The sequence below is a fragment of the Nocardia sp. CDC153 genome, from assembly GCF_035818515.1.
In the GTDB taxonomy this organism is placed as follows: Bacteria; Actinomycetota; Actinomycetes; order Mycobacteriales; family Mycobacteriaceae; genus Nocardia.
On record NZ_JAYKYU010000002.1, the window covers coordinates 1,227,312 to 1,250,034 of the forward strand.

The 22,723-nt window shown below is 67.9% G+C and carries 26 protein-coding genes and 1 pseudogene; 15 read left to right on the forward strand and 12 right to left on the reverse strand.

Annotated elements, in window-relative coordinates; genetic code table 11:
• Nucleotides 1-61 precede the first annotated feature (61 nt).
• Both VMT65_RS14175 and VMT65_RS14180 read left to right on the forward strand, forming a co-directional pair.
• On the forward strand, nucleotides 62-1,057 hold the full coding sequence (locus tag VMT65_RS14175; RefSeq protein WP_326308652.1) for a Gfo/Idh/MocA family protein: 996 nt from the start codon (nucleotides 62-64) through the stop codon (nucleotides 1,055-1,057).
• 40 nt (nucleotides 1,058-1,097) lie between these two features.
• Nucleotides 1,098-2,063 (forward strand): adenylate/guanylate cyclase domain-containing protein, encoded by a 966-nt coding sequence (locus VMT65_RS14180; RefSeq protein WP_326308653.1) that lies wholly within the window; start codon nucleotides 1,098-1,100, stop codon nucleotides 2,061-2,063.
• Nucleotides 2,064-2,073: 10 nt separating this feature from the next.
• On the opposite strand, the gene VMT65_RS14185 is transcribed toward VMT65_RS14180, so the two are convergent.
• The 3 genes from VMT65_RS14185 to VMT65_RS14195 all read right to left on the reverse strand — a co-directional run bounded on the left by VMT65_RS14185 (nucleotide 2,074) and on the right by VMT65_RS14195 (nucleotide 5,108).
• Complete coding sequence (locus VMT65_RS14185) at nucleotides 2,074-2,286, reverse strand: hypothetical protein (protein ID WP_326308654.1); 213 nt, start codon at nucleotides 2,284-2,286, stop codon at nucleotides 2,074-2,076.
• 59 nt (nucleotides 2,287-2,345) lie between these two features.
• On the reverse strand, nucleotides 2,346-3,968 hold the full coding sequence (locus tag VMT65_RS14190) for a GMC family oxidoreductase (RefSeq protein ID WP_326308655.1): 1,623 nt from the start codon (nucleotides 3,966-3,968) through the stop codon (nucleotides 2,346-2,348).
• Between the two features lie 72 nt (nucleotides 3,969-4,040).
• Nucleotides 4,041-5,108 carry an ATP-grasp domain-containing protein gene (locus tag VMT65_RS14195; protein WP_326308656.1) on the reverse strand — a complete coding sequence of 356 codons (1,068 nt, stop codon included), beginning with the start codon at nucleotides 5,106-5,108 and terminating at the stop codon, nucleotides 4,041-4,043.
• 219 nt (nucleotides 5,109-5,327) lie between these two features.
• Between VMT65_RS14195 and VMT65_RS14200 the strand changes: the two genes are divergently transcribed.
• On the forward strand, nucleotides 5,328-5,744 hold the full coding sequence (locus VMT65_RS14200) for a hypothetical protein (protein WP_326308657.1): 417 nt from the start codon (nucleotides 5,328-5,330) through the stop codon (nucleotides 5,742-5,744).
• Nucleotides 5,745-6,027: 283 nt separating this feature from the next.
• Complete coding sequence (locus VMT65_RS14205; RefSeq protein ID WP_326308658.1) at nucleotides 6,028-6,309, forward strand: hypothetical protein; 282 nt, start codon at nucleotides 6,028-6,030, stop codon at nucleotides 6,307-6,309.
• On the opposite strand, the gene VMT65_RS14210 is transcribed toward VMT65_RS14205, so the two are convergent.
• Together VMT65_RS14210 and VMT65_RS14215 are read right to left on the reverse strand one after the other, a co-directional pair.
• A complete protein-coding gene (locus VMT65_RS14210; protein WP_326308659.1) occupies nucleotides 6,290-6,646 on the reverse strand; it encodes a hypothetical protein in 357 nt (118 codons plus the stop codon). The two genes, VMT65_RS14205 and VMT65_RS14210, sit on opposite strands and share 20 nt — an antisense overlap.
• A gap of 187 nt (nucleotides 6,647-6,833) precedes the next feature.
• Nucleotides 6,834-7,313, reverse strand: coding sequence for a Dps family protein (locus VMT65_RS14215; RefSeq protein WP_326308660.1), 480 nt, complete (start codon nucleotides 7,311-7,313; stop codon nucleotides 6,834-6,836).
• A gap of 151 nt (nucleotides 7,314-7,464) precedes the next feature.
• On the opposite strand from VMT65_RS14215, the gene VMT65_RS14220 reads away from it, so the two are divergent.
• Together VMT65_RS14220 and VMT65_RS14225 are read left to right on the forward strand one after the other, a co-directional pair.
• Nucleotides 7,465-8,445, forward strand: a complete 981-nt coding sequence (locus VMT65_RS14220; protein ID WP_326308661.1) for a TIGR03557 family F420-dependent LLM class oxidoreductase — start codon at nucleotides 7,465-7,467, stop codon at nucleotides 8,443-8,445.
• Between the two features lie 170 nt (nucleotides 8,446-8,615).
• Nucleotides 8,616-8,963: a MerR family transcriptional regulator gene (locus VMT65_RS14225; protein ID WP_442790248.1), complete on the forward strand. Its 348-nt coding sequence runs from the start codon at nucleotides 8,616-8,618 to the stop codon at nucleotides 8,961-8,963.
• 1 nt (nucleotide 8,964) lies between these two features.
• Here VMT65_RS14225 and VMT65_RS14230 read toward each other — a convergent pair whose 3' ends face one another.
• Nucleotides 8,965-9,429: a CinA family protein gene (locus tag VMT65_RS14230; RefSeq protein ID WP_326308663.1), complete on the reverse strand. Its 465-nt coding sequence runs from the start codon at nucleotides 9,427-9,429 to the stop codon at nucleotides 8,965-8,967.
• A gap of 351 nt (nucleotides 9,430-9,780) precedes the next feature.
• Here VMT65_RS14230 and VMT65_RS14235 point away from each other — a divergent pair, with 351 nt between their 5' ends.
• The 5 genes from VMT65_RS14235 (at nucleotide 9,781) to VMT65_RS14255 (ending at nucleotide 12,746) form a co-directional block, all read left to right on the forward strand.
• Nucleotides 9,781-10,326, forward strand: coding sequence for a hemerythrin domain-containing protein (locus VMT65_RS14235; protein ID WP_326309176.1), 546 nt, complete (start codon nucleotides 9,781-9,783; stop codon nucleotides 10,324-10,326).
• A gap of 19 nt (nucleotides 10,327-10,345) precedes the next feature.
• Nucleotides 10,346-10,765, forward strand: a complete 420-nt coding sequence (locus VMT65_RS14240) for a low affinity iron permease family protein (protein ID WP_326308664.1) — start codon at nucleotides 10,346-10,348, stop codon at nucleotides 10,763-10,765.
• Nucleotides 10,766-10,774: 9 nt separating this feature from the next.
• Nucleotides 10,775-11,386: a UdgX family uracil-DNA binding protein gene (locus VMT65_RS14245; RefSeq protein WP_326308665.1), complete on the forward strand. Its 612-nt coding sequence runs from the start codon at nucleotides 10,775-10,777 to the stop codon at nucleotides 11,384-11,386.
• Nucleotides 11,387-11,485: 99 nt separating this feature from the next.
• A complete protein-coding gene (locus VMT65_RS14250; protein ID WP_326308666.1) occupies nucleotides 11,486-11,722 on the forward strand; it encodes a cold-shock protein in 237 nt (78 codons plus the stop codon).
• Between the two features lie 79 nt (nucleotides 11,723-11,801).
• Nucleotides 11,802-12,746, forward strand: a complete 945-nt coding sequence (locus VMT65_RS14255) for a YihY/virulence factor BrkB family protein (RefSeq protein ID WP_326308667.1) — start codon at nucleotides 11,802-11,804, stop codon at nucleotides 12,744-12,746.
• On the opposite strand, the gene VMT65_RS14260 is transcribed toward VMT65_RS14255, so the two are convergent.
• Nucleotides 12,743-13,804 (reverse strand): helix-turn-helix transcriptional regulator, encoded by a 1,062-nt coding sequence (locus tag VMT65_RS14260; protein WP_326308668.1) that lies wholly within the window; start codon nucleotides 13,802-13,804, stop codon nucleotides 12,743-12,745. The two genes, VMT65_RS14255 and VMT65_RS14260, sit on opposite strands and share 4 nt — an antisense overlap.
• Before the next feature lie 289 nt (nucleotides 13,805-14,093).
• On the opposite strand from VMT65_RS14260, the gene VMT65_RS14265 reads away from it, so the two are divergent.
• A complete protein-coding gene (locus tag VMT65_RS14265; protein ID WP_326308669.1) occupies nucleotides 14,094-14,600 on the forward strand; it encodes a nuclear transport factor 2 family protein in 507 nt (168 codons plus the stop codon).
• A gap of 26 nt (nucleotides 14,601-14,626) precedes the next feature.
• Here the strand turns inward: VMT65_RS14265 and VMT65_RS14270 are convergent, their stop codons facing one another.
• The 3 genes from VMT65_RS14270 to VMT65_RS14280 all read right to left on the reverse strand — a co-directional run bounded on the left by VMT65_RS14270 (nucleotide 14,627) and on the right by VMT65_RS14280 (nucleotide 17,476).
• Nucleotides 14,627-15,289: a Crp/Fnr family transcriptional regulator gene (locus tag VMT65_RS14270; protein ID WP_326308670.1), complete on the reverse strand. Its 663-nt coding sequence runs from the start codon at nucleotides 15,287-15,289 to the stop codon at nucleotides 14,627-14,629.
• Nucleotides 15,286-16,920, reverse strand: coding sequence for an adenylate/guanylate cyclase domain-containing protein (locus VMT65_RS14275; RefSeq protein ID WP_326308671.1), 1,635 nt, complete (start codon nucleotides 16,918-16,920; stop codon nucleotides 15,286-15,288). Before VMT65_RS14275 ends, VMT65_RS14270 begins: the two co-directional genes overlap by 4 nt.
• A gap of 124 nt (nucleotides 16,921-17,044) precedes the next feature.
• Nucleotides 17,045-17,476 (reverse strand): hypothetical protein, encoded by a 432-nt coding sequence (locus tag VMT65_RS14280; RefSeq protein WP_326308672.1) that lies wholly within the window; start codon nucleotides 17,474-17,476, stop codon nucleotides 17,045-17,047.
• A gap of 233 nt (nucleotides 17,477-17,709) precedes the next feature.
• On the opposite strand from VMT65_RS14280, the gene VMT65_RS14285 reads away from it, so the two are divergent.
• Nucleotides 17,710-18,600 (forward strand): DUF5995 family protein, encoded by an 891-nt coding sequence (locus VMT65_RS14285; RefSeq protein ID WP_326308673.1) that lies wholly within the window; start codon nucleotides 17,710-17,712, stop codon nucleotides 18,598-18,600.
• Between the two features lie 5 nt (nucleotides 18,601-18,605).
• Here the strand turns inward: VMT65_RS14285 and VMT65_RS14290 are convergent, their stop codons facing one another.
• Nucleotides 18,606-19,826: an acyl-CoA dehydrogenase family protein gene (locus VMT65_RS14290; protein WP_326308674.1), complete on the reverse strand. Its 1,221-nt coding sequence runs from the start codon at nucleotides 19,824-19,826 to the stop codon at nucleotides 18,606-18,608.
• 54 nt (nucleotides 19,827-19,880) lie between these two features.
• Nucleotides 19,881-20,123, reverse strand: a pseudogene (locus VMT65_RS14295) (lysine 2,3-aminomutase); the annotation flags it as partial.
• Nucleotides 20,124-20,645: 522 nt separating this feature from the next.
• Here VMT65_RS14295 and VMT65_RS14300 point away from each other — a divergent pair.
• Together VMT65_RS14300 and VMT65_RS14305 are read left to right on the forward strand one after the other, a co-directional pair.
• Nucleotides 20,646-21,524: an ABC transporter ATP-binding protein gene (locus VMT65_RS14300; protein WP_326308675.1), complete on the forward strand. Its 879-nt coding sequence runs from the start codon at nucleotides 20,646-20,648 to the stop codon at nucleotides 21,522-21,524.
• Nucleotides 21,521-22,723 carry an ABC transporter permease gene (locus VMT65_RS14305; RefSeq protein WP_326308676.1) on the forward strand — a complete coding sequence of 401 codons (1,203 nt, stop codon included), beginning with the start codon at nucleotides 21,521-21,523 and terminating at the stop codon, nucleotides 22,721-22,723. Before VMT65_RS14300 ends, VMT65_RS14305 begins: the two co-directional genes overlap by 4 nt.

The following is a 22,723-nucleotide window of genomic DNA, read 5'->3' on the forward strand; positions in this document are numbered from 1 at the left end:
GACGCAATCGCTGTGAAACAAGGGCATTCAGGATAGTGGGGTGGGCTGTTAGGGTCGGCGGATGATCGATGATGCGCGGGTTCGGATTGGGATTCTGGGGGCGGCCAGTATTGCTCCTATGGCCTTGATTGGACCGGCCGGGCGCAATCCCGAGGTGAGTGTGGTGGCGGTTGCGGCCCGGGACCGGGTGCGGGCGGAGGCGCTCGCGCGTAAGCATGGCATCGGGCAGATTTACGACAGCTATGACGCGTTGGTGACCGCGCCCGATTTGGATGCGGTCTATATTCCACTGCCGAATGGTCTGCATGGGCGGTGGATTCGGGGGGCGCTGGCGGGCGGGAAGCATGTGCTGTGTGAGAAGCCGTTCACCGCGAATGCCGAGGAGGCGGGTGAGATCGCCGCGCTGGCAGCCGATTCCGATCGGGTGGTGATGGAGGCGTTCCACTATCGCTATCACCCGTTGACTCAGGCGGCCGAGGAGATCATCGCCTCCGGCGAACTCGGTGCGCTGCGGCGGGTCGAGACCGCCCTCTGCTTCCCGCTGCCGAAGTTCTCCGACATCCGCTACAACTACGACCTGGCGGGCGGGGCGACGATGGACGCGGGTTGCTACGCCGTGCACATGGCGCGGACCTTCGGCGGCGAGGAGCCGGAAGTCGTTTCGGCGCAGGCCACCCTGCGCGACCCGCGCATCGATCGCGCGATGACCGCCGAACTCCGCTTTCCCTCCGGCCACACCGGCCGCATCCGCTGCTCCATGTGGTCGTCGAACCTGATCCGCATCTCCGCCACGATCACCGGCGACCGCGGCCGCCTGCGCATCCTCAACCCGGTGGTCCCACACATGGGCCACGTCCTCACCGTTCGCACCGACTCCGGCCGCCGCTTCCGCACCTTCGGCCGCCGCCCCTCCTACGACTACCAACTCGACGCCTTCGCCGCGGCGGTCCTGCGCGGCGAGCCCGTCCCCACCACCCCCGAATCCGCCGTCGCCAATATGACCGTCCTGGACGCCATCTACCGCGCCGCGGGCCTCCCCCTGCGCCAACCGAGCTGAGCGGAGTCACGACCGGGAACGACTGTGCTGTACTGGCCGGGTGATCGAATCTGGTGATCTGGACGAGACGCTCGACGCCGTGGTCGAGCGGGCGCTGCTCGGCGGACCGCGGCGGTATACCCGGACTCGGGTGGCGGAGTTGTCCGGGGTGCCGGTGGAGCGGGCCCAGAAGCTTTGGGTGGCATTGGGATTCCCGGCCGCGGCCAGTGATGACGAGGTGGCGTTCACCGATGCGGATGTCACGGCGGTGCGGACGTTCACGGCCATGGGGCCGATCGCGGGGGCCGATGAGCAGAGTCAGGTCACCGCGGCGCGGACGCTCGGGCGGGCGATGGCGCGGTTGGCCGAGTGGCAGGCGGATCTGATCACGCGCGAGCTCGGGGACGGGGAGATTACGGCGCAGACCATCAAGGTGCTCGGTGAGTTGCAGGAGTACGCGTGGCATCGGCATTTGGCCGCCGCGCTGGGGCGGTCGCACGAATCCGGGGGCACGACACGGCAATTGCTGGTCGGGTTCGCCGATATGGTCGGGTACACGCGGCTGTCGCGACACCTCGATCCCGATGAATTGACCGAGCTGCTCGATACTTTCGAGTCCGCCACCACGGATGCCATTACCACGCACGGCGGGTGGGTGATCAAGAATGTCGGCGACGAAGTCATGTTCGCGGCCGAGAACGTGCGGGACGGGGCGCGCATCGCGGTGGCGATGAACGCCGCCGTCACCGCTGCGGCACAGCGGATTTCGGAGATGCCGCAGATTCGGACGGGGTTGGCCTACGGGCCGGTGCTGACCCGCTTCGGCGACCTCTACGGCACGGTGGTGAATGTGGCCGCGCGGCTGACCGGTGTGGCGCGGCCGGGGACGATTCTGCTCGACGACGGCGCGGCCGCGGCGCTGGGCGAGGACGATGCCGAGTTCACGCTGCGGCATCTGCGGGGTGTGCGGGTGAAGGGTTTCTCGCGCTTGCGCTCCCACGTCTTGCGAGAGCGCAAGCGCAAGTAGGGAATCGGGGCTACTTGGGCTGGGACGAGCCCATGGCGACGCCGAGGTTGTTGACGATCTGAGCCCAGAACTGCCCCAGCGGCGTGGTGGCGATGCTGGAGCTGGCGCTGGAGGAACCGGAGCTGGCGGAGCCGGAATCGGCGAGGGCGGGGCCCGCGGCCCCGACGAGTATGGCCGCGAAGGCGACTAGGGCGAATCCGAGGCGACGAGTGTTGTGGATCATGGCTGCGAACAGTAGTGAAACTTAGACATTTCAGACTGAGATCGCGAGCATTAGGCGGTTCAGGTCAACCGGGGTCGTTCGGGTCGATCGAGGATGAGCGCCGCGGCGTGCTCGCCGATCATCATCGTGGCGGCATTGGTATTGCCGCCGACAATGCTCGGCATGATCGACGCGTCGGCCACCCGCAGACCCTCGATACCGCGGACGCGCAGGGTCGGGTCCACGACCGCGCGGTCGTCGACGCCCATGCGGCAGGTGCCGACGGGGTGGTAGACGGTGGTGGCGCGATTGGGGATTTCCGCAGCCAGCTCCGCTCGGGTCGGGTACTGCGCCCCCGGGGAGATCTCGACGTCCACAGCGGCGCTGATCGCCTTGGCGGCCATGACTTCTCGGATCAGTTCCATGCCGTGCGCCAGGGTGTCCAGATCGCGTTGTTCGGCAAGGTAATTGGGGTCGATGGCGGGCGGCGCGGTCGGATCGGCCGACGTCAGGCGCAGGGTGCCCCGGCTTGCGGGATAGATCATGGTGACCAGGATGGTGAGCGATCGGCGCGGGTCGGGGACATGGCGGATCGGTGCGTCCTGATTCGGGCCGGGGTAGCCCCAGGGCAGCACGTGCAACTGCAGGTCGGGCGCGCCGGTCGAGTACGGGGTGTGCAGGAAGGCGACGGCCTCGAAGACGCTGCGGGCCAGCCAGGTGCTGTTGTTGCGCAAGGACTCTCGGACGAAGGCGCGGGCGAAGTAGCCGGGTGCGGAGCGGCGCAGCGCGGTCGGCATGGCGAAGGTCATCGGGACGAACAGATGATCGTGGAGGTTGTCGCCCACCGGAAGGTCGGCGACGACGTCGATACCGAAGGCGCGCAGATGGTCGGCCGGGCCGATGCCGGAGAGCATGAGCAGCTGCGGTGAACCGAAAGTGCCCGCGCTGACGATCACTTCACGGTCGGCGTGCAGGACCCGGGTGCCCTGCGCGGTCCGGTACTCGACGCCGGTGGCGCGACCGTTCTCGATCACGATGCGCGTGACGTGCGTATCCGGCAGCACCGTAAGGTTTTTCGGCCGGTCGTCGAGGTAGCCGACCGAGGTGCTGTATCGCAGGCCGTTGCTGTTGCTCTGCTGGAGGATGGAGACGCCCTCCTGTTCGGCTCCGTTGTAGTCGGGATTCTTCGCGACACCGGCGGTTTCGGCGAGGGCCTCGATGAAGGACTCGGAGGCGGGGGTCAGTTCGCGGGCGCGGATCACCTTGATCGGTCCGGCGCCGCCGCGGAATTCGCTTGCCCCGTCCTCGAAGGACTCGAACTTCTTGAAGCTGGGGAGGACGTCCTCATACGACCAGCCGGTATTGCCCGCGCCCGCCCAATCGTCGAAGTTGCGTCTGTTCCCGCGCACGAACACCATGCCGTTGACCGAGCTCGACCCACCGACCACCTTCCCGTGCGTCTGCGGGACCTTGCGACCGAGTGCGTGTTTCTGCTCGACGGTGTAGTGCCCCCAGTCGATGCGCGCCTTCAACTGCGGCACGCTGTGCATCGGCCCGATCATGCCCGGCTTGCGCACCAACCGGCCCTTGTCGCGCCGCCCGGCCTCGAACAGCGTCACGGCCGCGCCGGTATCGGCCAGCCGGCGGGCAATAATGGCCCCGGCGCTTCCGGAACCGATGACGATGTAGTCCGCAGCAGCCATAACCAGCCCTTTCGCCACACAGCCCCGCCCTTGGCACCGGCGAAACTGGGATGTGTTGCGAAAATACTCGAATCAACCCGAATAGGAACCCGTTTCAGTAATCCGGCCGGGATTCGGGGCGATCTCCATGACCGCCTCCGCCAGTGCCAGGCGAACGCCCAGTCGGGGTGGGGTGGTCAGACCCGCGTCTCCGGTCAACAGCAGGCCGGTCGCGGCCCACGGCAGGTTCACCCCGGAGAAGGCGGTGTGGAACAGTCCGGCCGAGGGTCGCGGATTGACCTCGAGCAGTACGGGTTCGCCCGCGCGGTGCCGCAGCTGCACATTGGTCAGATACGCCAGGCCGAAATGCTTGACCAACTGCCGCGCCGTGTCGACCAGATCGGGATCGTCCAGCAGCGTCCTGAACCGTCCCTGTTTGGCGCGCGGAATGCCGAGCAGCAGCTCACCGTGGGCGGTCGAGAGGCAGTCGACACTGATCTCGGGCTCGTCGAGGTACGGCATGACGAGCAGCTCGGGAACCCGATCCCCCTGCGCCACAGCGTGATCCAGCGCCCCCGCCACCGCGTCGACGGTGGCCACCGGCACCGGTGGCGCGAGCAGATCCCGCATACGCAGCGGCCGATCATCGAGAATCCGAAACCCGAACGCCGAAAACTCCCCACTCGGCTTGATGCACAAGCGTTCTCCGGTCCGCGACAGCTCCTCGACGGCCGCCCGAAACCCCTCGCCATCCGACACGACCCGCCACGGCGGCACCGAAATCCCCGCGATCGTGGCGGCCGCGTAGGTGGCCGCCTTGTCGGTCAGCGTCCGTACCGCCTCGACCGGCGAACACATCACCTTGGTCCCGATGGCCGCGAACTCCGCGACCCGGCCCGCCAGCGCGTCGATCCGCCGCGGTGGAATGACCACATCGATCCGATGCCGCCGACAGAAATCCAGTGCGAACCGGCCATATTCGTCATTGCCGACCCGGCGTGGCTCCACCGCCGCCACATCGCATGCCGCCAAGGCCGCGGCCTCGGGATCCACATTGCTGGCATACACCGCGACCTCGACCCCATCGGGGTTCTCGCGCAACAGCCGCATCACCTGAACGGTCGCCGCCCCGGCACTGCTCAACCAAATCCGAAGCGTCACACCAGCGCCCCTCTCACATCCCAGGGTCGCCTACCAACCACCGTCCACCGTGCACCTCAACGGTATTCGCCCGTCGCCGCGCCCGCGAGCCGAATCCACCGGTACCGCACCGAGAGCTGTCAGCGGCGGTGTCAGCTCGGCGTCAGAGCGCTGTCAGGCGGGCCGGACAAAGTATGTCCATCACGGCAACCGCCACAACAGATTTCGAAGGAGAACATCATGTCCGCCACCCTGCCCCTGAACCTGACCGACCAGGACAAGGCCACCATCCGCTCCGCCGCCTACGGCGCGGTGTCGCTCATCTCGGCCGCCTCCGGCAAGGCCCACAAGGCCGCCACCGCCGGTTCCCTCGCTTTGGGCTCGGCCACCGGCCAGATCGGCCACCTGCTGAACACCAAGTCCAAGGACATCCACCTGACCGGCAAGACCGTCGCCGACCTCGCCGACCAGGTGCTGCCCGCCCTGACCTCGGCGGCGGCCGTCCTCGAGCAGCAGAACCCCGCCGAGGCCGACAACTTCCGCACCACCGTGCTGGTCGCCATCGAGGCCGCCGCGGCCACCGGCCGCAACGGCTCCGCCAGCCCCGTCGTCACCGACATGACCCGCAAGATCACCACCGCCCTGCACGCCGCCTGACGACACCGGGCCGGGCACCCGCGCCCGGCCCGAAAATCGTTTTACCGCAGCAAAGCTCCGCTGCTACCTTGACTCCAACACGGCCTCGAACCCCGAGCCGCAGGGCCGCTTCCGCGCACCGCCGCCGGACAGCGGCCCTTTCCCTTCCATCCCCGCGCACCTCAGTGGCGAGTCGATGTCAACGCCGACATCCGCGTGGGGAGGTTTCAGGGGTGATCTCGCGGTTACCCGATCGACTGTCGTGCGCCACCGGGGCGCTCGGCGGACGGAAGGACTGCGACATATGTTGGTACTCACGCCCAAAGCCGTCGATGTGGTTCGGGATATCACCACGCAGCAGGGGGTGCCGCCGGAGGCGGGGCTGCGGATCTCGACGCCTGACAATGCGCAGAGTTTCGAGCTCGCGATTACCGAGGCGCCTGCCGCCGATGACGAGGTGGTCGTCGCCGAGGGTGCGCGGGTATTCCTCGATCAGGATTCGGCGGCCTTCCTCGATGACAAGGTTCTCGACACCGGGCTCGACGCGAAGGGCAATACCGCCTTCGTCATTGGTCCGCGCCCGTAGGGCGGGCGGCCTTCGCCGGGACCGCCAGCAGCAGTAGCGAGGTCAGAGCCAGCAGGGTGATCGGGATCGACAGCCAGCCGCCGTATCGGACGAGCTGGCGGAGGTGTTCGTCGGGCTCGTCGAAGCTCGAGAGCAGGTGGCCGAGGTTCGCCGAAAGCAGTAGTCCGAGAGCGCATCCCGCGATCGCGCTGGCCGCTCGCGCCGCGATGAGCAGCAGGACGGATGCCACCGCCGCGAGCACCACCGTTGCGATGGCCAGGGTGCTGTCCGCGCGGTGCGGCGGCGATTCTCCGGTCGGGCGCAACAACCAGTAGCACAGATGTAGACCGGCGGCCACGAAAAGGATGTAGGCACAGAGGATTTCCTTCGGCCGCCGGTCCCCTCGCCGACGGCCTGCGACCGACGTCGCAGGCCGTCCCAATTCTTCGCTCATCACGTCCCCCAACAGTCACTCGAGCCGACCTGAGGAAATGGCGGCCATGGGGGTGGACGTTAACCGCGTGACCGCATCGAGTCGGCGGCGTTCATCGGGCCTGTTGGGCCTGCCACATCCAGTGCAGCTGTTCGAGGCGGGCGGCGATGGTGATGAGCAGGTCCTGGGTGACGGGGTCGGCGGTTTCGGTGGCCTCGATGTGGTCGCGGAGTCGGGTGATGATGGCCCACAGGGTGGACACCATGGTGGCGATGACGTCGGTGTCGGTCTGCCAACCGGATTCGATGCCGGGGACGCCGGTTTCCTTGACCACGGTCGCCGCGCGGCCGTCGGGGCTGACACCGATCGCGGTAGCGCGCTCCGCCGCGGCATCGGTGAATTCCCGTGCCGCGGCGACCACTTCGTCGAGACCCAGGTGCACGGACCGGAAGTGCGGTCCGACGACGTTCCAATGCGCCTGCTTGGCAACGAGTGACAGGTCGATCAGATCGACGACCGTCTGCTGCAGCGCATCCCCGGTCACGCGCAGCGAGTCACCGCTGAGTGGGCTCTGAATCGGCTGCACCGGCATGGCTTGTCCTCCTGGCTAGTGGTCGAGGGTTACCTCCACGCTCTACCCGGCCAACCGTCGCTCAATCGACCAGGTTCCGGCCGACGCATCAATCGAGGACCACCGGGTAGCTCGTCGGTATCTCAGTCGTCGACAGGTGGAGGAGTGAGCCATGACCGCATTCGGATACACATTGATGACCGAGCAGAGCGGGCCGCGCGAGCTGGTTCGGTACGCGGTCGCCGCGGAGCGGGCCGGATTCGATTTTCTGGTGAGCAGCGATCACTTCTCGCCGTGGCTGGACGAGCAGGGGCATGCCCCGCACGCCTGGACCATGCTCGGGGCCGTCGCACAGGCCACCGAGTCGATTCCGCTGATGACCTACGTGACCTGCCCGACCATGCGGTATCACCCGATCATCGTGGCCCAGCAGGCCGCCACCTTGCAGATCCTCGCCGAGGGCCGCTTCACCCTGGGCCTGGGCAGCGGCGAGAGCCTCAACGAGCATGTGGTGGGCGAGGGTTGGCCGGGGCCCGCCGAACGCCACGAGCGGCTGGCGGAAGCCATCGGCATCATCCGCGAATTGCACACCGGTCGGACGGTCACCCGCCATGGGCATTGGTACCGTGTCGATTCCGCGCGAATCTGGGATCTGCCGCCGGATCCGGTGCCGATCGCCGTCGCCGTGTCGGGAGCCCGCTCGGTGGAGCGGTTCGCGCCGTTGGCCGATGAGATGATCAGCACCGATCCCGACGCGGACCTGGTGCGCTCCTGGACCGCGGCCCGCGGCGAGGCCACCGGCCCAACCCGCGTGACCGGACAGCTGCCGGTGTGTTGGGATACCCACCGCGACAAAGCGATTCAGCGTGCGCACGAGCAGTTCCGATGGTCGACCGGCGGCTGGGACGTCAACTCCAATCTCCCCACCACCGACGCCTTCGCCGCCGCGACCCGCCTGGTTCGGCCCGAGGACGTGGCCGACACGATCCCCTGCGGCCCCGACCTCGACGCCATCGTGGAAGCGGTACGCCCCTACTGGGAAGCGGGATTCACCGACATCGCGCTGGTGCAGGTCGGCGACGAAGCACAGTGGCGATTCCTGTCCGAGGCCGCCGGTCCACTTCTGGAGAAGCTGCGGGCGGCTGCCCCGTGATCGGGCATGGCCAACCGCAGCATTCCGTTCTAGACCGAGGAGTACCAGATAACCTCTGTCATCTGACGCAGATATTATTTAGAGCTCTCCATAGGTGAGTGCAAGGTTCGAGGCAAGGTAATCTGACCTCGAACCGACACTCCCGTAGACAGAGGAAGGCACCCCGGATGCTGGCAGGCGAACACGGCCACCTCCCGCGCTCCGAGCAGGCGGTCTACGCCATCTCGGTGGCCGCCGAACTGTCCGGCGTGGGCGTGCAGACGCTGCGCCTGTACGAGCAGCACGGGCTGATCACCCCCACCCGCAGTGTCGGCGGCACCCGCCGCTACAGCGGCGACGACCTGGCGCGGCTGGCCCGCATCGTCACCTTGGCCGGGCAGGGCATCAACCTGGCCGGGATCGGGCGCATTCTCGAACTCGAGGACACCAACACCGCCCTGCGCGCCACCAACGCCGCCCTCGAGACCACCAACGCCGCACTGCGCCAGTCGAATACAGCCGCGGACGAACGCCGCTAACTCAACCCTCGACGGCCGCGAGCAACATCGCGATCGCCACCTCGACCGCCCCGGCCAGGACATCCGCTGGCGCACAGTCGAATTGCTCGTGCCGCGCCCACTGCTCTCCCCCGGCGTCCACGGCCAGCCACACCGAGCCCGCGGGCTCCCCGTCCTGGGGGCCGGGCCCGCCCACACCCGTCACCGCCACCGCGACATCGGCACCGAGCAACGACCGCGCACCCGCGGCCATGGCCCGTGCGGCCGTCTCCGACACGACGGGAACATCGGGCACCCCGAGCACCCGATGCTTGACCTGCGCGCTGTAGGCCACCACCGCCCCGCGCAACCAACGCGCGGAATCGGGCCCCGCGCCGAGCGCCGACGACAACTTTCCACAGGTCAACGATTCCGCGACCGCCACGGTGCGACCCGCCCGCTCGGCCGCCTCCGCCAGGCGTTTCGTGAGCTCACCGATCTCCGCCATCCCCGCCTCCTCTCGATTCGACCTCAGCACTACCCCGCTCGCACCCGCTGAATCGACCGCACCCGACGGCCGTGCGTGAGACTCCCGAATCGGGGTACGGCGAACACACCCGGCCCCTACGCCGGTGCGTCGTTCACTACGAGGAGGGACCATCCCATGGCAGACACCGGCAACCCCGGCCAGTTCGGCAACCGCCCGGACACCGTCGAGCAGGCCCGCAAGGGCGGCAAGGCCAGCAGCGGCAGTTTCGGGGCGGAGAATTCCGCCGATCCGCGCGAGGCGGGTTCGCACAGCCACGACAACGACCCCGGTCACGACAACGACCCCGGCCGGGCGCACGAGCCCGACGGTATCGGCGACGCCCTCGAATTGCTGCTGCGCCAGCACGAGCTGATCAAGACGTTGTTCACCCAGACCCTGGACGCCACCGATCCGGCGGAGCGGGAGACCAACTTCCGCACCCTGCGCCGCCTGCTGGCCGTGCACGAGACCGCCGAGGAGGAGATCATCCATCCGCGGGCCCGCACCGAGATCGAGGACGGGGCCACGGTGGTCGACGCCCGGCTCGAGGAGGAGCACCAGGCCAAACAGCAACTGGCCGACCTGGAATCCCTCGACATCGATTCCGCCGAGTTCGAGAAGGGTCTGGCGCAGTTGCGCGAGGACGTCATCGCGCACGCCGAACACGAAGAGCAGGACGAGTTCTCGCAGCTGCGCCACGAGCTCGAGCCCCACCAGCTGCGGGCCATGCGGCGGGCGGTGGAGATCGCCGAGGCACTGGCCCCCACCCGGCCGCATCCGGGCGTGGAGTCGGTGGAGGCCAACCTGTTGACGGGCCCGTTCGCGGCCATGCTCGACCGTGCCCGCGATGCCATCACCTCACTGCGGGAAGGCTGAGTTCGGAAAGGAGCGCGAGGTGGACCGGCCCAAACGCCAACCGGGCGACGGCGGCACGCTGTCGCTGTTCGACCGATTCGCCACTGCCACCAGCGATTGGGCCTCGCGGGCAGGATTCTTCGTGTTCTGCGTGGGGCTGGTGGTGGTGTGGGTGCCGTCCATTCTGGTGCTGCCGAGTGTGGACACCTGGCAGCTGGTGATCAACACCGCCACCACCATCATCACCTTCCTGCTGGTGGCTCTGCTGCAGAACACCCAGCGCCGCAGTGACGCCGCGGTGCAGGACAAACTCAATGCCATCGCGGGCGCGCTGGCCGCGTTCATGGGTGAGCTCAGTGCCGAATACCCCGAATTGGACCGGCACCGTAGTGAACTCGCCGATTCCGTCGGCCTGGAGAAGCGTGAGGGCTCGGGCCGACGGACCAATTCCGACGGCTAGGAGCCGATCATGTCGGACGCCACGCGGTACGTACCGCCCGACGGTGACCTCGACGACCTGCGCGCCGCCGCCCGCGACTGCCACGGCTGCGAGCTGTATCGCCATGCCACGCAGACGGTTTTCGGCGAGGGCCCCGCGGATGCGCGGGTCGTGCTGGTCGGCGAACAACCCGGCGACCAGGAGGACCGCCAGGGTCATCCGTTCGTCGGACCGGCCGGGCGGCTGCTCGATCGCGCGCTCGCCGAGGCCGGAATCGATCGCGACGCGGTGTATGTGACCAACGCGGTCAAGCATTTCAAGTTCGTCGAGCGCGGCAAGCGCCGCATTCACGCCCAACCCGGACGGACCGAGATCGTGGCCTGCGCACCGTGGTTCGAGGCGGAGATGCGGATCGTGCGGCCGCGCCTCGTCGTGTGTCTGGGCAGCATCGCCGCCAAAGCGGTACTGGGACAGTCGTTTCGAGTCACCGCGCAACGCGGCCGGTTGATCTCCACCGAGGACTACGAGGTGATCGCGACCGTGCACCCCTCGGCGGTGCTGCGGGCTCCCGACCGCACCGAGGCGTACGCCGCGTTTCTCGCGGATTTGAAGGCGGCTCGCTCGATCTTCCCCGAGAGCTAGCCGTTTGCCGATGATCCGTTGCCCGCCAAGGGGTTTCGCGATCACTCACCCGGGTAGGACCCCATCGCCAGAAACTCTGCCGATCGAAGGAGATTCGAAATGCCGGTCACCACGAGCCCTGTCGAATCGCGTGTCCACGGTGTCGTCCTCTGGTTCGACACGGCGAAGGGCTTCGGTTTCATCACCTCCGACGAGCAACCCGCGCGGCGCGTCTTCGTCGAGTTCTCCGGCATCGACCTCCCCGGCTATCGCACCCTGACCGAACATCAGCCGGTGAGCTTCACCCTCGAACGCGATGAGCGCGGCCTGCACGCCGCGGCGGTGCGCCCGCGCTGATCCGCGATCCGCCGGGCCGTGCGCGGCCACGGTTTCGGGTACCGGCGGCCGGGTATGGCGACACCGCGCGGAGGTGAACATGGACGGGCACGATATCGGTGGGCCGACCGACCTGCCGCGGCACGCGTGGATCGGCGTGGCGCGCAGGGTTTTCGGATCCATCTGGTCGAATCGCGTGACCGATTGGGCCGCGGCGCTCACCTACTACAGCGTGCTCTCGCTGTTTCCCGGCCTGGTGCTGTTGGCCGCGTTGCTGGGGCTGCTCGGGCGCGGCGCGACCGACGCGTTGATCTCGACGGTCCAGGATGCCGGGCCCGGCAACGAGACCGGAGCCGTGGTGGACGCACTGCACCAATTGCAAGGCGCGCGAACCTATTCCGGTCCCGTCGCCATCTTCGGTCTGATCACCGCCCTGTGGACGGCGTCGGGCTACATCGGCGCCTTCATCCGGGCCGCCAACTCGCTCTACGACGTCAGGGAGGGCCGTGCCGCCTGGAAGACCCTGCCGCTGCGGATCGGCCTCACCCTGGCCGTCCTCGTGGTGGTCGCGGCCGCCGCCCTGGGCCTGGTGCTCAGTGGCGACCTGGCGCAGCGCACCGGCCGCTGGCTCGGCGTCGGCACCACCGCGGTCGCGGTGTGGAACATCGCCAAATGGCCGGTCCTGCTGCTCTTGGTCAGTCTGGTCTGCGCCCTGCTGTACTGGGCCGCTCCCAATGTCCGCCAACCCGGTTTCCGCTGGCTCACCCCCGGCAGTGCCGCCGCCGTCCTCATCTGGACCGCCGCCTCCGCCGGATTCGCGCTCTACGTCAGCCATTTCGGCTCGTACAACAAGGTCTACGGCTCCCTGGCCGGAGCGGTCGTCTTCCTCATCTGGCTCTGGCTGACCAACCTGGCCGTCCTGTTCGGGGCCGCCTTCGACGCCGAACTCGCCCGAGCCCGCGGCCAAGCCCAGGGCCAACCTCCCGACCAACAACCCTTCCTGCCCCCACGCGACGAACCCGACGACGCCCCCGAACAGGTCTAGTCGGACGCGCCGACAGCCGATCGGGTCAGCTCGCGGCGGTATTCGGTCGGGGTGCGGCCGGTCCAGCGTTGGAAGGCGCGGGACAAAGTGCGGTGGTCGTCGTAGCCCAGGCGCAGGGCGATGGTGCGGACCGGGAGAGCCGGATCGCGCAGCAGGGTGGTCGCCAATTCGTGACGGGCCGTGTCGAGTTCGGCGCGCCAGGTGGTGTCGTGCTCGGCCAGGCGGCGTTGGAAGGTGCGGCGGCTGAGGTTCATCCGGTGCGCGACGTCATCGATGTCGATGCCGTGAGCGGTGTTGTCGGACAGGACATATCGAATGGCGGTGCGCACCTGCTCCGGCCAGGTCGGGGCCGGGCGTGGATGCTCGAGCAGATTGCGGGCGTAGTCCTGCAGGATCGAGTAGAGGCGCGGGTCGTAGGGCTCCCGGGCGCAGCTGTCCGTGTGCAGGAAGGTCAGGCCGCCACGCTCCTGCTCGAAATGAATATTGCCGGTGCCGAAGGCGTCGACCAGATAGCCGTACCGGCGCGGCGCCGCGTGCGGCAGATCGACGCGAACGGGAATACCGCAGTCGCCGAACACTTCCCGAGCTCGCCGCTGGGTGATGGCGAGCGCGAATTCGGCGAAGGCCGCGAGCGCGGGTCCCCGGAACGGGGAGTCGGCCAGATCCAGGGACAGGCGCGCGCCGTCGTCGGTGATCCGCATGGACACCGCGGGATCGCAGATGGTCGCGGTGTGCTCGGCGGCGGTGCGCAGCCCCGCGGCCAGGGTGGGCGCGGCGCCGATGAGGTAGTCCCACACGTGCAGTCGGCCCGGATCGGCCAAGGCCGCCATCCGAATACCGGCTTCCGGACCGATGTGGTGCTGGAGGATCTCCCACAGCCGCGTCATGTCCGTGGTGGGGACCCGGGTCCGGTCGTCCACCGACGGACTTCGCACCAGCGCGGCGATCGGCGCGAGTTCCGAGCACGGCACCCCGGCCTGCTTGGCCGTGTCCAGCGCGAGCAGCGCGACATGCGACGACACCGTGTTCGCGAGGGCGCCGCGCTGTGCTGATGTCATGGCAACTCCTGATCCGACTCCGGCTGGGGTTCGGCTACAACCGCGGCGCGACCCGGTCTTGTTCCGCGACAGCCCCGTTCCCCGGTGATAGCCGCGTCACTCGTGGCATCGATATCCCCCTTGTTGGCGCGAATCGACACCCGCCCCCACCCACGCCCACTCCTACGGTCGGTGCAGGACCGAGTCTTCACGGCGAATCCAGCCCTGAGGTTCCTCGCGGACCGGCCGGAATACTGACTGCCCCGCATCGGGTTGCCTCCCGGGAACCCGACACCACAAGGAGATCGACGTGAGCGTCACCCACCGGGCCCTGCGGGCCCCCGCCACCGATTCGGCCGCCGTCGCCGGCGAGCTGCGCGATCGAGCCGAGATCGCCGACGCTCTCTACCGATTCGCCCTCGGGCAGGATCTGAAGGATCGCGACCTGTTCGCCTCGGCCTTCACCGAGGACGCCGAACTCGACTTCCGGCCCGCCGCCGCCCGATGGGGAGCCGAACCGCCCGTCATGACCGGCCGGGACTTCATTGTCGACACGATTCTCGGAATGTTCACCGGCCGTGTGGATACCACGCACCAGGTCACCAATCCACGCATCACCGTCGACGGTGATGCGGCGCGCATGACCGCGCTCGTGGAGGCCCAGCACCTGCTCACCGCCGATCACGACACCTTCGCCCTGCTCAAGAATCCCTATGTGCTGGAGCTGAGGCGCGACGGCGACCGCTGGCTCATCCACCGCATGCGCATCGAGAACACCTGGTATCTGGGCGAACCCAAGGCCATCTTCGGCGGCTGATACGGATCCGCCCGGGCACCAACGGGTTACGGGCTGGACGCGATCGCCACCAGCTTCGCGCGATCGGTGACGGTGATCCGTCCACGCCCCAGTGACACGATGCCCCGGTCCTCGAGCTCGCGCAGCACCCGATTGGCCGTGACCCGCGTCGTCCCCGCCATCGACGCCAAATCGTCCTGGGTGAGCCGGATTTCGGCGATCGGCGCGGGGCCGCCGTAGATGCGGGCGAGATTGGCCAGGCGGCGCACCACCCGCGTCTCGACCGGCAGATAGAGCGCCTCGAGCACGGTCGCCGAGAGCCGTCGGATCTGCTCGACCAGGGTCGTGGTGAGCATCTGGTCGATGCCCGGATTGGCGGCGCGCAGGGCCTGCAGGCGATCCCTGGTGATGCTGAGGGTTTCGGCGTTCTCGGCCGCCGCCACGGTCGCGGTCCGCCGCGCGTCGGGGCTGAGCACCGCGAGCTCGCCGAAGGAGTCGCCGGGCCCGATCATGGTCAGGGTGGCGGTGGAGCCGAGCGGGGTCGTGACCCGGATCAGCAGCAGACCCGACCGCACCAGATGCAGGGTGTCCCCGGGATCTCCCTCGTGGCACAGGATTTCGCGGCGTTTGAACCGGCGCAGCACGCACGAGGCGATGACCTCGCGGCGCTCGTCGGGCGTGAGACTGGCCAGTAGGGCGTATTCGGTCACCGCACACCTCGCAGGACGAAGCAGTTCACCGGCTCCCGGCGGCCCTTCACCGGGATCGCGTGCAGCGGTTGCACGAACGCGAGGGGCCCGAGCTGCGCGCGGGTCAGCGGCCCGATCACCACGTCGCCGGGCTGTGCGACGCCCTGCAATCGGGCGGCGGTATTCGTGGTGTCGCCGATGGCCGTGTAGTTGCGCATCTGTGCCGCACCGATATTCCCGACGAGGGCCGGACCGGTATTCACGCCGACCCGGAATCGCGGCCAGTCCGGTCGCCCCGCCGCGATGTGCGCGACGGCCTGCTGCAATCGCAACCCGGTCCGGGAGGCGCGCAGGGCGTGATCGGGTTGCGGTGTGGGCGCGTTGAACACCGCCATCACCGCGTCCCCGACGAACTGCACCACCACGCCGCCCTCCTCCAGAATCACCGGCACGATCGCGCCGTAGTAGGTGTTCAACATCTGCACCACCAGTGCCGGGTCGGTGCGTTCGGCGAAGGGCGTGAAACCGCTCAGATCCGCCATCAGCACACTGACTTCCGCGATCCGCCCGCCCAGGTCGGCCTCGGCCGGATTGGCGATCAACGCCGTCGCGACCTGCGGCGACATATACGAGCGGAACAACTGGTCGAGCTGACGGTACAGCCGCGCGTTCTGTTCCAGCACCGCGAGCTGACGTTCGGTGAGCCCGAATCGTTTCGACAACTCCACCCCGACCGCACCCAGCGGCTCGTCCACCGGCACGCCCACGGCCGCCCGCTGCCGCAGCACCTCCACCATCTCGGTGAGCGCCCGCGTGTAATCGCGCTCGAGCGTGGCCATGGTCTGATTCAGCGTGACGCTGTCGAACAGCCCCAGCGAGGAACCCTCTCGCCGGAACTGCACGTGACTGCTCACCGCGATCAACGCGAAGGCCGCCACCATCAGCGCATGCCATTCCCACCACGACGCCTGCCAGCTGCGCCCGTACCCGACGGCCAGTAGCGCCTCGATCAGCAGCAGGAACGCGGAAAGCACACTGAGCAGCAGCAATCCGCGACGGCGGTAGAACTGGCGGGCGTAGACGACCGCCGCGCCCAGATACGACAGCGACCCCGCGTAGGCGACCACGACCAGCGAGCGCGAGGTCTCGGTCGCGCTGGGCATGGCGTCGAAGGGCGGTAATCCGGTGAGCGACAGCATCGCCCACCCGAGCAGCAAGGTGACCGGCAGCGCCGAGAGCAGCCCGATGAGCCGGTTCATGCGTGCCGCGCCGACGGGACCGTATTCGAAAGCCGAGGCCAGGGCGGCGAAGCCACCCAAGGTCAAACCGACCGGCACCGCGTAGACGAATCCGGCATTGGGCATCTGGATGATGACACCGGGCGTGGCGAGGGCGTGCAGGCCCAGGAATCCGGCCGCGAACTGGAACATCAACGACACCAGGACAAGTCGCAGATCGTGGCGGGCGCGCGCGGCGCGGTAGAGCACGATCCCCAACGCCATGGCCAGCGCCGCCGCGGCCAGCACCAGCCAGAAATGCTCGGGATGATGCTCGTAGTGAACGTCCAACCGCGGATGCGAGAGCAGCAGCCACAGCCCGGCCACCGGCAGGCTGATCGCGGCGGCCCAGGTGAGGACGCTCAATTTCGACACTATTGAACCCTACCGACGCCATCGGGCGTCCGGGGGTCGCAAGCCCGGCCGGAGGATGCGTTCCGGCCGGGCGCGGTACTGGATGCTCAGTGCGCCACTGGATGCTCAGTGCCCCATTGGATGCTCAGTGCGCCGAGAGGCTGCTGAGCAGACCGGCCAGCGGGTTGGCGGCGGACGAGCCGGTGCCCCCGCCGCCACCGGTCGGGGTGCAGTCGACCACGGTCACGGTGGTGGACTTGGTGCTGATGATCTCCTGGACCGCCTTGAGGGTGTGCGAACCCGTGGTGGTCGGGGTCCAGGAGAAGGTGGCCACGCCGCTCGACGGCTTGGTGCTGCCGATCTGAGTGTCGTTGTCGCTCAGGCTGACATCGAACAGGAAGGACGTGGCGGTCACATTGACCGCGACGGTGTAGGTCGAATTGGCGCAGTACTTGTCGCTATTGGTCACGCTGATGCCCGTGACCAGCGCGCTGGCATCGGGTGCGGTCAGCAGCGCGACCGCCGCCGCGGCGCCGATCGCGGTCGCGCCGATACCGGCCCGCCGGGTGGTGTTCATGAATGTGCTCCTCTCGTGCCCACGTCAGCCGTGAGCGAAGAGAAACGATAATGCTTCACTGTCGCACTCGGAGGAAATTCACAGGAAAAGGCAGCGATGGTCGGTGCGGTGGCATATGGCGACCATCACAGTGTGTCGAATCACCCTCGCGGACAGCGCATTCCGAGCCGTTGCGCGCCCTCGAAGCCGCCGCCCGATCGGCGATCTTCGATCACTCCTGCTACCAATACATCGTGCTCGATGTATTCAGCCGTGCTGCCGTCGCGTTGTCGCTCACCGCCGCGGCCGTCTCCACACCGGCGACCGCACTCGCGGCACCCGCGCCGACTCCCGCCTGCGCGACAACGCTTTCCGCCGCCGAGAACGACGAGATCGCCCGACTATCGGATACGAGCACGCTCGCCGATACCGATGCGCTGGCCACGCTCGCGGACGCGGTGTCGCGCGAGCACGGCATCACCGAGATCTTCGAGCGGCACGCGGATCGCCGCGGCTCGTTCGCCACCGGGCTCGATATTGTCGAGGCCGCCGCGGTCATGCCATTGCAGCGCGATGCGGGTGCCTTCGCCGATCCGGAGTACGCGCACCGGCTCAGCTTCGATCTGCTGCGCCGCTTTCTCGACAATGTGCACGCCGAATTCAGCGGCGGCACACCGGAACCGCACTGGGTGAACTATTTCGCGCTGGCCGCCGATTGCGCGGTGTCCCCCGGCCGGGTCGCGCTCGCGGGCTACAACGCGCACCTCGTGGTCGATCTGCCGCGCGCGGTCGCCGCGGCGGGATCCACCCCGGCCGATGCCGGCGACTACTTCGAGATCGTCGCCAGCATCGCCCAGACCGGCGATCAGATCACCGAGCGCACCGACCGGATCTATCGCGCGAAAATGGGTCCGCTGTGGCGGTTCTACTTCTTCGGCGAGGGCCTCGATCGCGTGCTGGGCCAGGGCGTCGCCACCAAACCACTGCTGACGGGCGCGGATCTCACCGCCAATGTCACCATCTTCGCCAATGGCCTGGCCCTCGAGAATCCCGCGCTCGCCGACGCCACCGCCGCCGAAATCGGCTGGGAGCACGACACCGCCGAACGCGCCTTCGACATCCTGGCCCGCCTCGACGGAATCTGAGCGGGTCAGCCGCCGAGCAGTCCCTTGGCGATGTGGGTGACCTGGATTTCATTGCTGCCCGCGTAGATCATGAGCGATTTGGCGTCGCGCGCCAGCTGCTCGACCTTGTACTCGGCCATATAGCCATTGCCGCCGAAGAGCTGCACCGCCTCCATGGCCACCTCGGTCGCGGCGCGCGAGGAGTACAGCTTCATGGCCGACGCCTCGGCGAGCGAGACTTGCTCCCCCGCGGCCGTGCGCTCGATGGCGTTGAACACCATGTTCTGCACATTGATTCGCGCGATCTCCATCTCGGCCAGCTTCAGCTGGATGAGCTGGAACTGCGCGATCTCCTTACCCCACAGCTTGCGCGACTTGGCGTACTCGACGCTGAGCCGATGGCATTCATTGATGATGCCCAGCGCCAGCGACGCGATCCCGATCCGCTCGGCCGCGAAAGACTCCTTGGCGCTGTCCTTTCCATCGCCCTTGGCGGGATTCTCGGTCTCGCCCAGCAGCCGGTCCGGCGTGATGCGGACATTGTCGAAGAACAGCTCACCGGTCGGCGACGAGTTCATGCCCATCTTCTTGAACGGCGCGCTCTGCGTGAACCCCGGCATCCCCTTGTCGAGTACGAAGGTCAGCACCTTCCGATCGCGGCGATCGGTCCCGTCCTCCTCGTCGAGCTTGGCGTAGACGACGGTGACATCGGCGTACGGACCATTGGTAATGAACGTCTTCCGTCCATTGAGGAGGTAATCCTCCCCGTCCCGCCGGACATAGGACTTCATCCCGCCGAAAGCGTCCGAGCCCGAATCGGGTTCGGTGATGGCCCACGCCCCCACCTTCTCGAAGGTGACCAGTTCCGGCAGCCACCGCTTCTTCTGCGCGAGGGTGCCGCGACTGCGAATCGTGCCCACGGTCAGCCCGAGACTGACGCCCATCGAGGCCACCAAACCCAGACTGACCCCCGCCAGCTCGCTGTTGAGAATCACCCCCATGCTCCCCGACCCGCTGAATCCGCCACCCGACTTCCCGCTCGTCCCCCCTTCCTCCCGCGCGAGGGCCTTCTCCAGCCCCTCCTTCGCCATCTCATCCAGCCCGAAGGTGGCATACAGCTTCCGAATAATGTCGAACGGCGGCAGCGCCCCACTCTCCAACCGCTCGACATTGGGCGTGATCTCCTTGGCGATGAACCCACGCAGGGCATCGCGGAACATCAGGTCTTCCTCGGACCACTGGTACATGTCGTGCTCTCCCTGGGGCTCGCCGGATCGGTCACCCAAAATATAGAACACGTTCTAATGCGGCCGGTCCGCGGTCAACCGGGAACTCTCGTGCGCAAAGGTCGGCGCGAACGCCGGGGTGAGATCGTCGAGCCAGCGCGCGGTCTCGCTGTAATTCGCGAAGAACGGTGTGCCGACCAAGGATTCGTCGCGGGCCTGCAGGAAACGCAGGGCGAAGACGCGGCGCTCGGCGATGGTGGTGATGCCGTCGATGACGATCTTGCCCGGTGTCGCGGACATGACGGGTCCGCGCAGTGTAGAACGAAATCAGACATCGGTCGTCGGACCGATGCATGGTGACGGCGGGACCCGAATAGTAGAGCCGGACCTGGAAGTCCCCGCGCGACCCGCGCCCACCGTGGGTGCGCGCGAGTTCGCCCATCTCCCTGAACCGCCCGTAGTCGAGTTCCCGGTGCTCGCGCACCCGCGACTCCCCCACCCGCTGGATGATCGGCGTCAGCAGAAAGATGGTGAACACCGCGCCGATCAGGTCGGCCGCGGTGTTCAGTTCGAAATTCCGCCAGTAGTCCGGCAATCCGCGCGCCAGCGTCGACAGCACCAACACCGTCGCGACACCGCCCCCCAAGCCTGCGACCCACCGCGGCTCCGGCCACCGCCACCGCCGCATCCGCCGCCGCCACGAAACTCCCCCGCCTGCCACAGATTCAGGGTAAAGGCAGGCCCGCACACCTTCAAAGCCCGACCAAGGCACCACGTTCCGGCCGATACGGGTCCGGCAAGATGGGCGGTGCATGTGTCGGAGACAGTAGGGAGGGAACGATGCTCGAAGTCGCGCGATTACTACGAAGATTCGGCGACAAGGTTGCCGTGGACGAGGTGTCGTTCAGCGTGCCGCAGGGGACGCTGACGGGGTTCGTCGGCGGAAACGGAGCTGGGAAGACCACCACCATGCGGATGATCATGGGGGTGTTGGGGGCGCACGGTGGCGAGGTGCGCTGGGATGGACGCGGCGTGACGGCGGCCGATCGACGGCGATTCGGGTACATGCCCGAGGAACGCGGGCTCTACCCGAAGCAGCCGATCTTCGATCAGCTCGTCTACTTGGCGCGACTGCGCGGAATGCGTGCCGCCGCAGCGGCTTCGCGGGCCGACGGGCTGCTCGAGCGGTTCGACCTGGGCGCACGGCGCAAGGACAAGTTGGAGTCGCTGTCGCTGGGCAATCAGCAGCGGGTGCAGATCGCGGCGGCGGTGATCGCCGAGCCGGTCGCGCTGGTATTGGACGAGCCGTTCTCTGGATTGGATCCGGTGGCGGTGGATTCGATGGCCGCGCTGCTGCAGGAGTATGCGGCGCAAGGGGTTCCGATCCTGTTCTCGTCCCATCAGCTGGATCTGGTGGAGCGGCTGTGTGATCGGCTGGTCATTGTCGCGGACGGGCGGGTGGTGGCCGAGGGGTCGGCGGCGGAGCTGACCGAGGCGGGGCCGACGCGGCATCGACTGGTTCTGGGGTCCGACGCGGCATGGCTGCGCGACGTCACCGGGGTGACGGTGGTCGAAATCGACGGGGGAACAGCGATTGTGGAGTTGACCGACATGACGACGGACACGCTGCTCGGGGAGGCCCTGGCGCGCGGGTCCGTGCGGGAGCTGACCGAAGTGCGGGCCTCGGTGTCCGATATCTATCGGGAGGCGGTGGCATGACCGTCGATTCGAGGCCGACGGCGGTCGATCCGGCACCGCGCGGGGTCTGGCGGCTGGTCGCGCGGCGGGAGATCGCGGTGAAGCTGCGGGACCGGAATTTCCTGATCTCGACCGCGGTCACCATCATCGCCATTGTCGCCTCGCTGGCGATCAGCGGATTCCTCAGCGGCCGTAGCGAAACCATCGACGTGGCGACCGGGCCGGGCGCGAGCGAGGTGGTCGATCTGGCCGGGCAGCTGGCGCACGCCGCGAACGCCAAGGTCGATTTCGTCGCGCACGAGGCCGCCGACGCGACCGCGGTCGAGCAACGGGTGCGCGACGGCGGCGTGGACGCGGGCCTGGTGCCGCAACCGGGCGGGTGGCGGCTGGTCGGCAAGACCGCCAAGAACGACAAGGCCGCGACCTATGTCGCGGCGGCGGCGCAGCAGCTCGCGATCCAGCGAAACGCCGCTGCCGCAGGGATTTCCCCGCAACAGCTGGCCAGCGGCGGCGCGGTCACCGAAACCGTGCTCGAACCGGATGCCGTCGATCCCGGACTGGCCAAGGCGGCGGGATTCGTGATCGCGTTCCTGTTCTACCTCTCCTCGGTGCTGTTCGGACTCTCGATCGCCCAGAGCGTCGTAGAGGAGAAGCAGAATCGCATTGTCGAGATCCTGGCCAGCGCGATTCCCCTGCGGCAGTTGCTGATCGGGAAGGTGATCGGCAATACCGCCATGGCCCTGGCCCAACTCGCGCTGTTCGTGGGCGCGGGACTGATCGGGCTGGCGGCCATCGGCAAGGGCGATCAGATAGCCCGAATCGGCGGGGCCGCAGGCTGGTTCATCGTGTTCTTCGTCGTCGGCTTCCTGGCCCTGGCCAGCCTGTGGGCGGTGGCCGGTGCCCTCGCCACCCGCACCGAGGATCTGCAGGCCACCTCGACGCCGCTCACCATGACCATCATGATCGTGCTGTTCGCCGGAATCTTCCTGTCCGGTACCGCGCTTCGCATCGCGTCGTTCGTGCCGCTGGTGTCGGTGGTGGCCATGCCGGGTCGGCTGGCCGCCGGGAGCGCCGCGTGGTGGGAGCCGATCGTCGCCCTGGTGATCATGGCGTGCGCCGCCTACGGCACGGTCGTGGGCGCCGAGACGATCTACCGGCGCTCACTGCTGCAGACCCAGGGCAGGCTCACCATTCGGCAAGCCCTGGCCCTGGAGGACTGA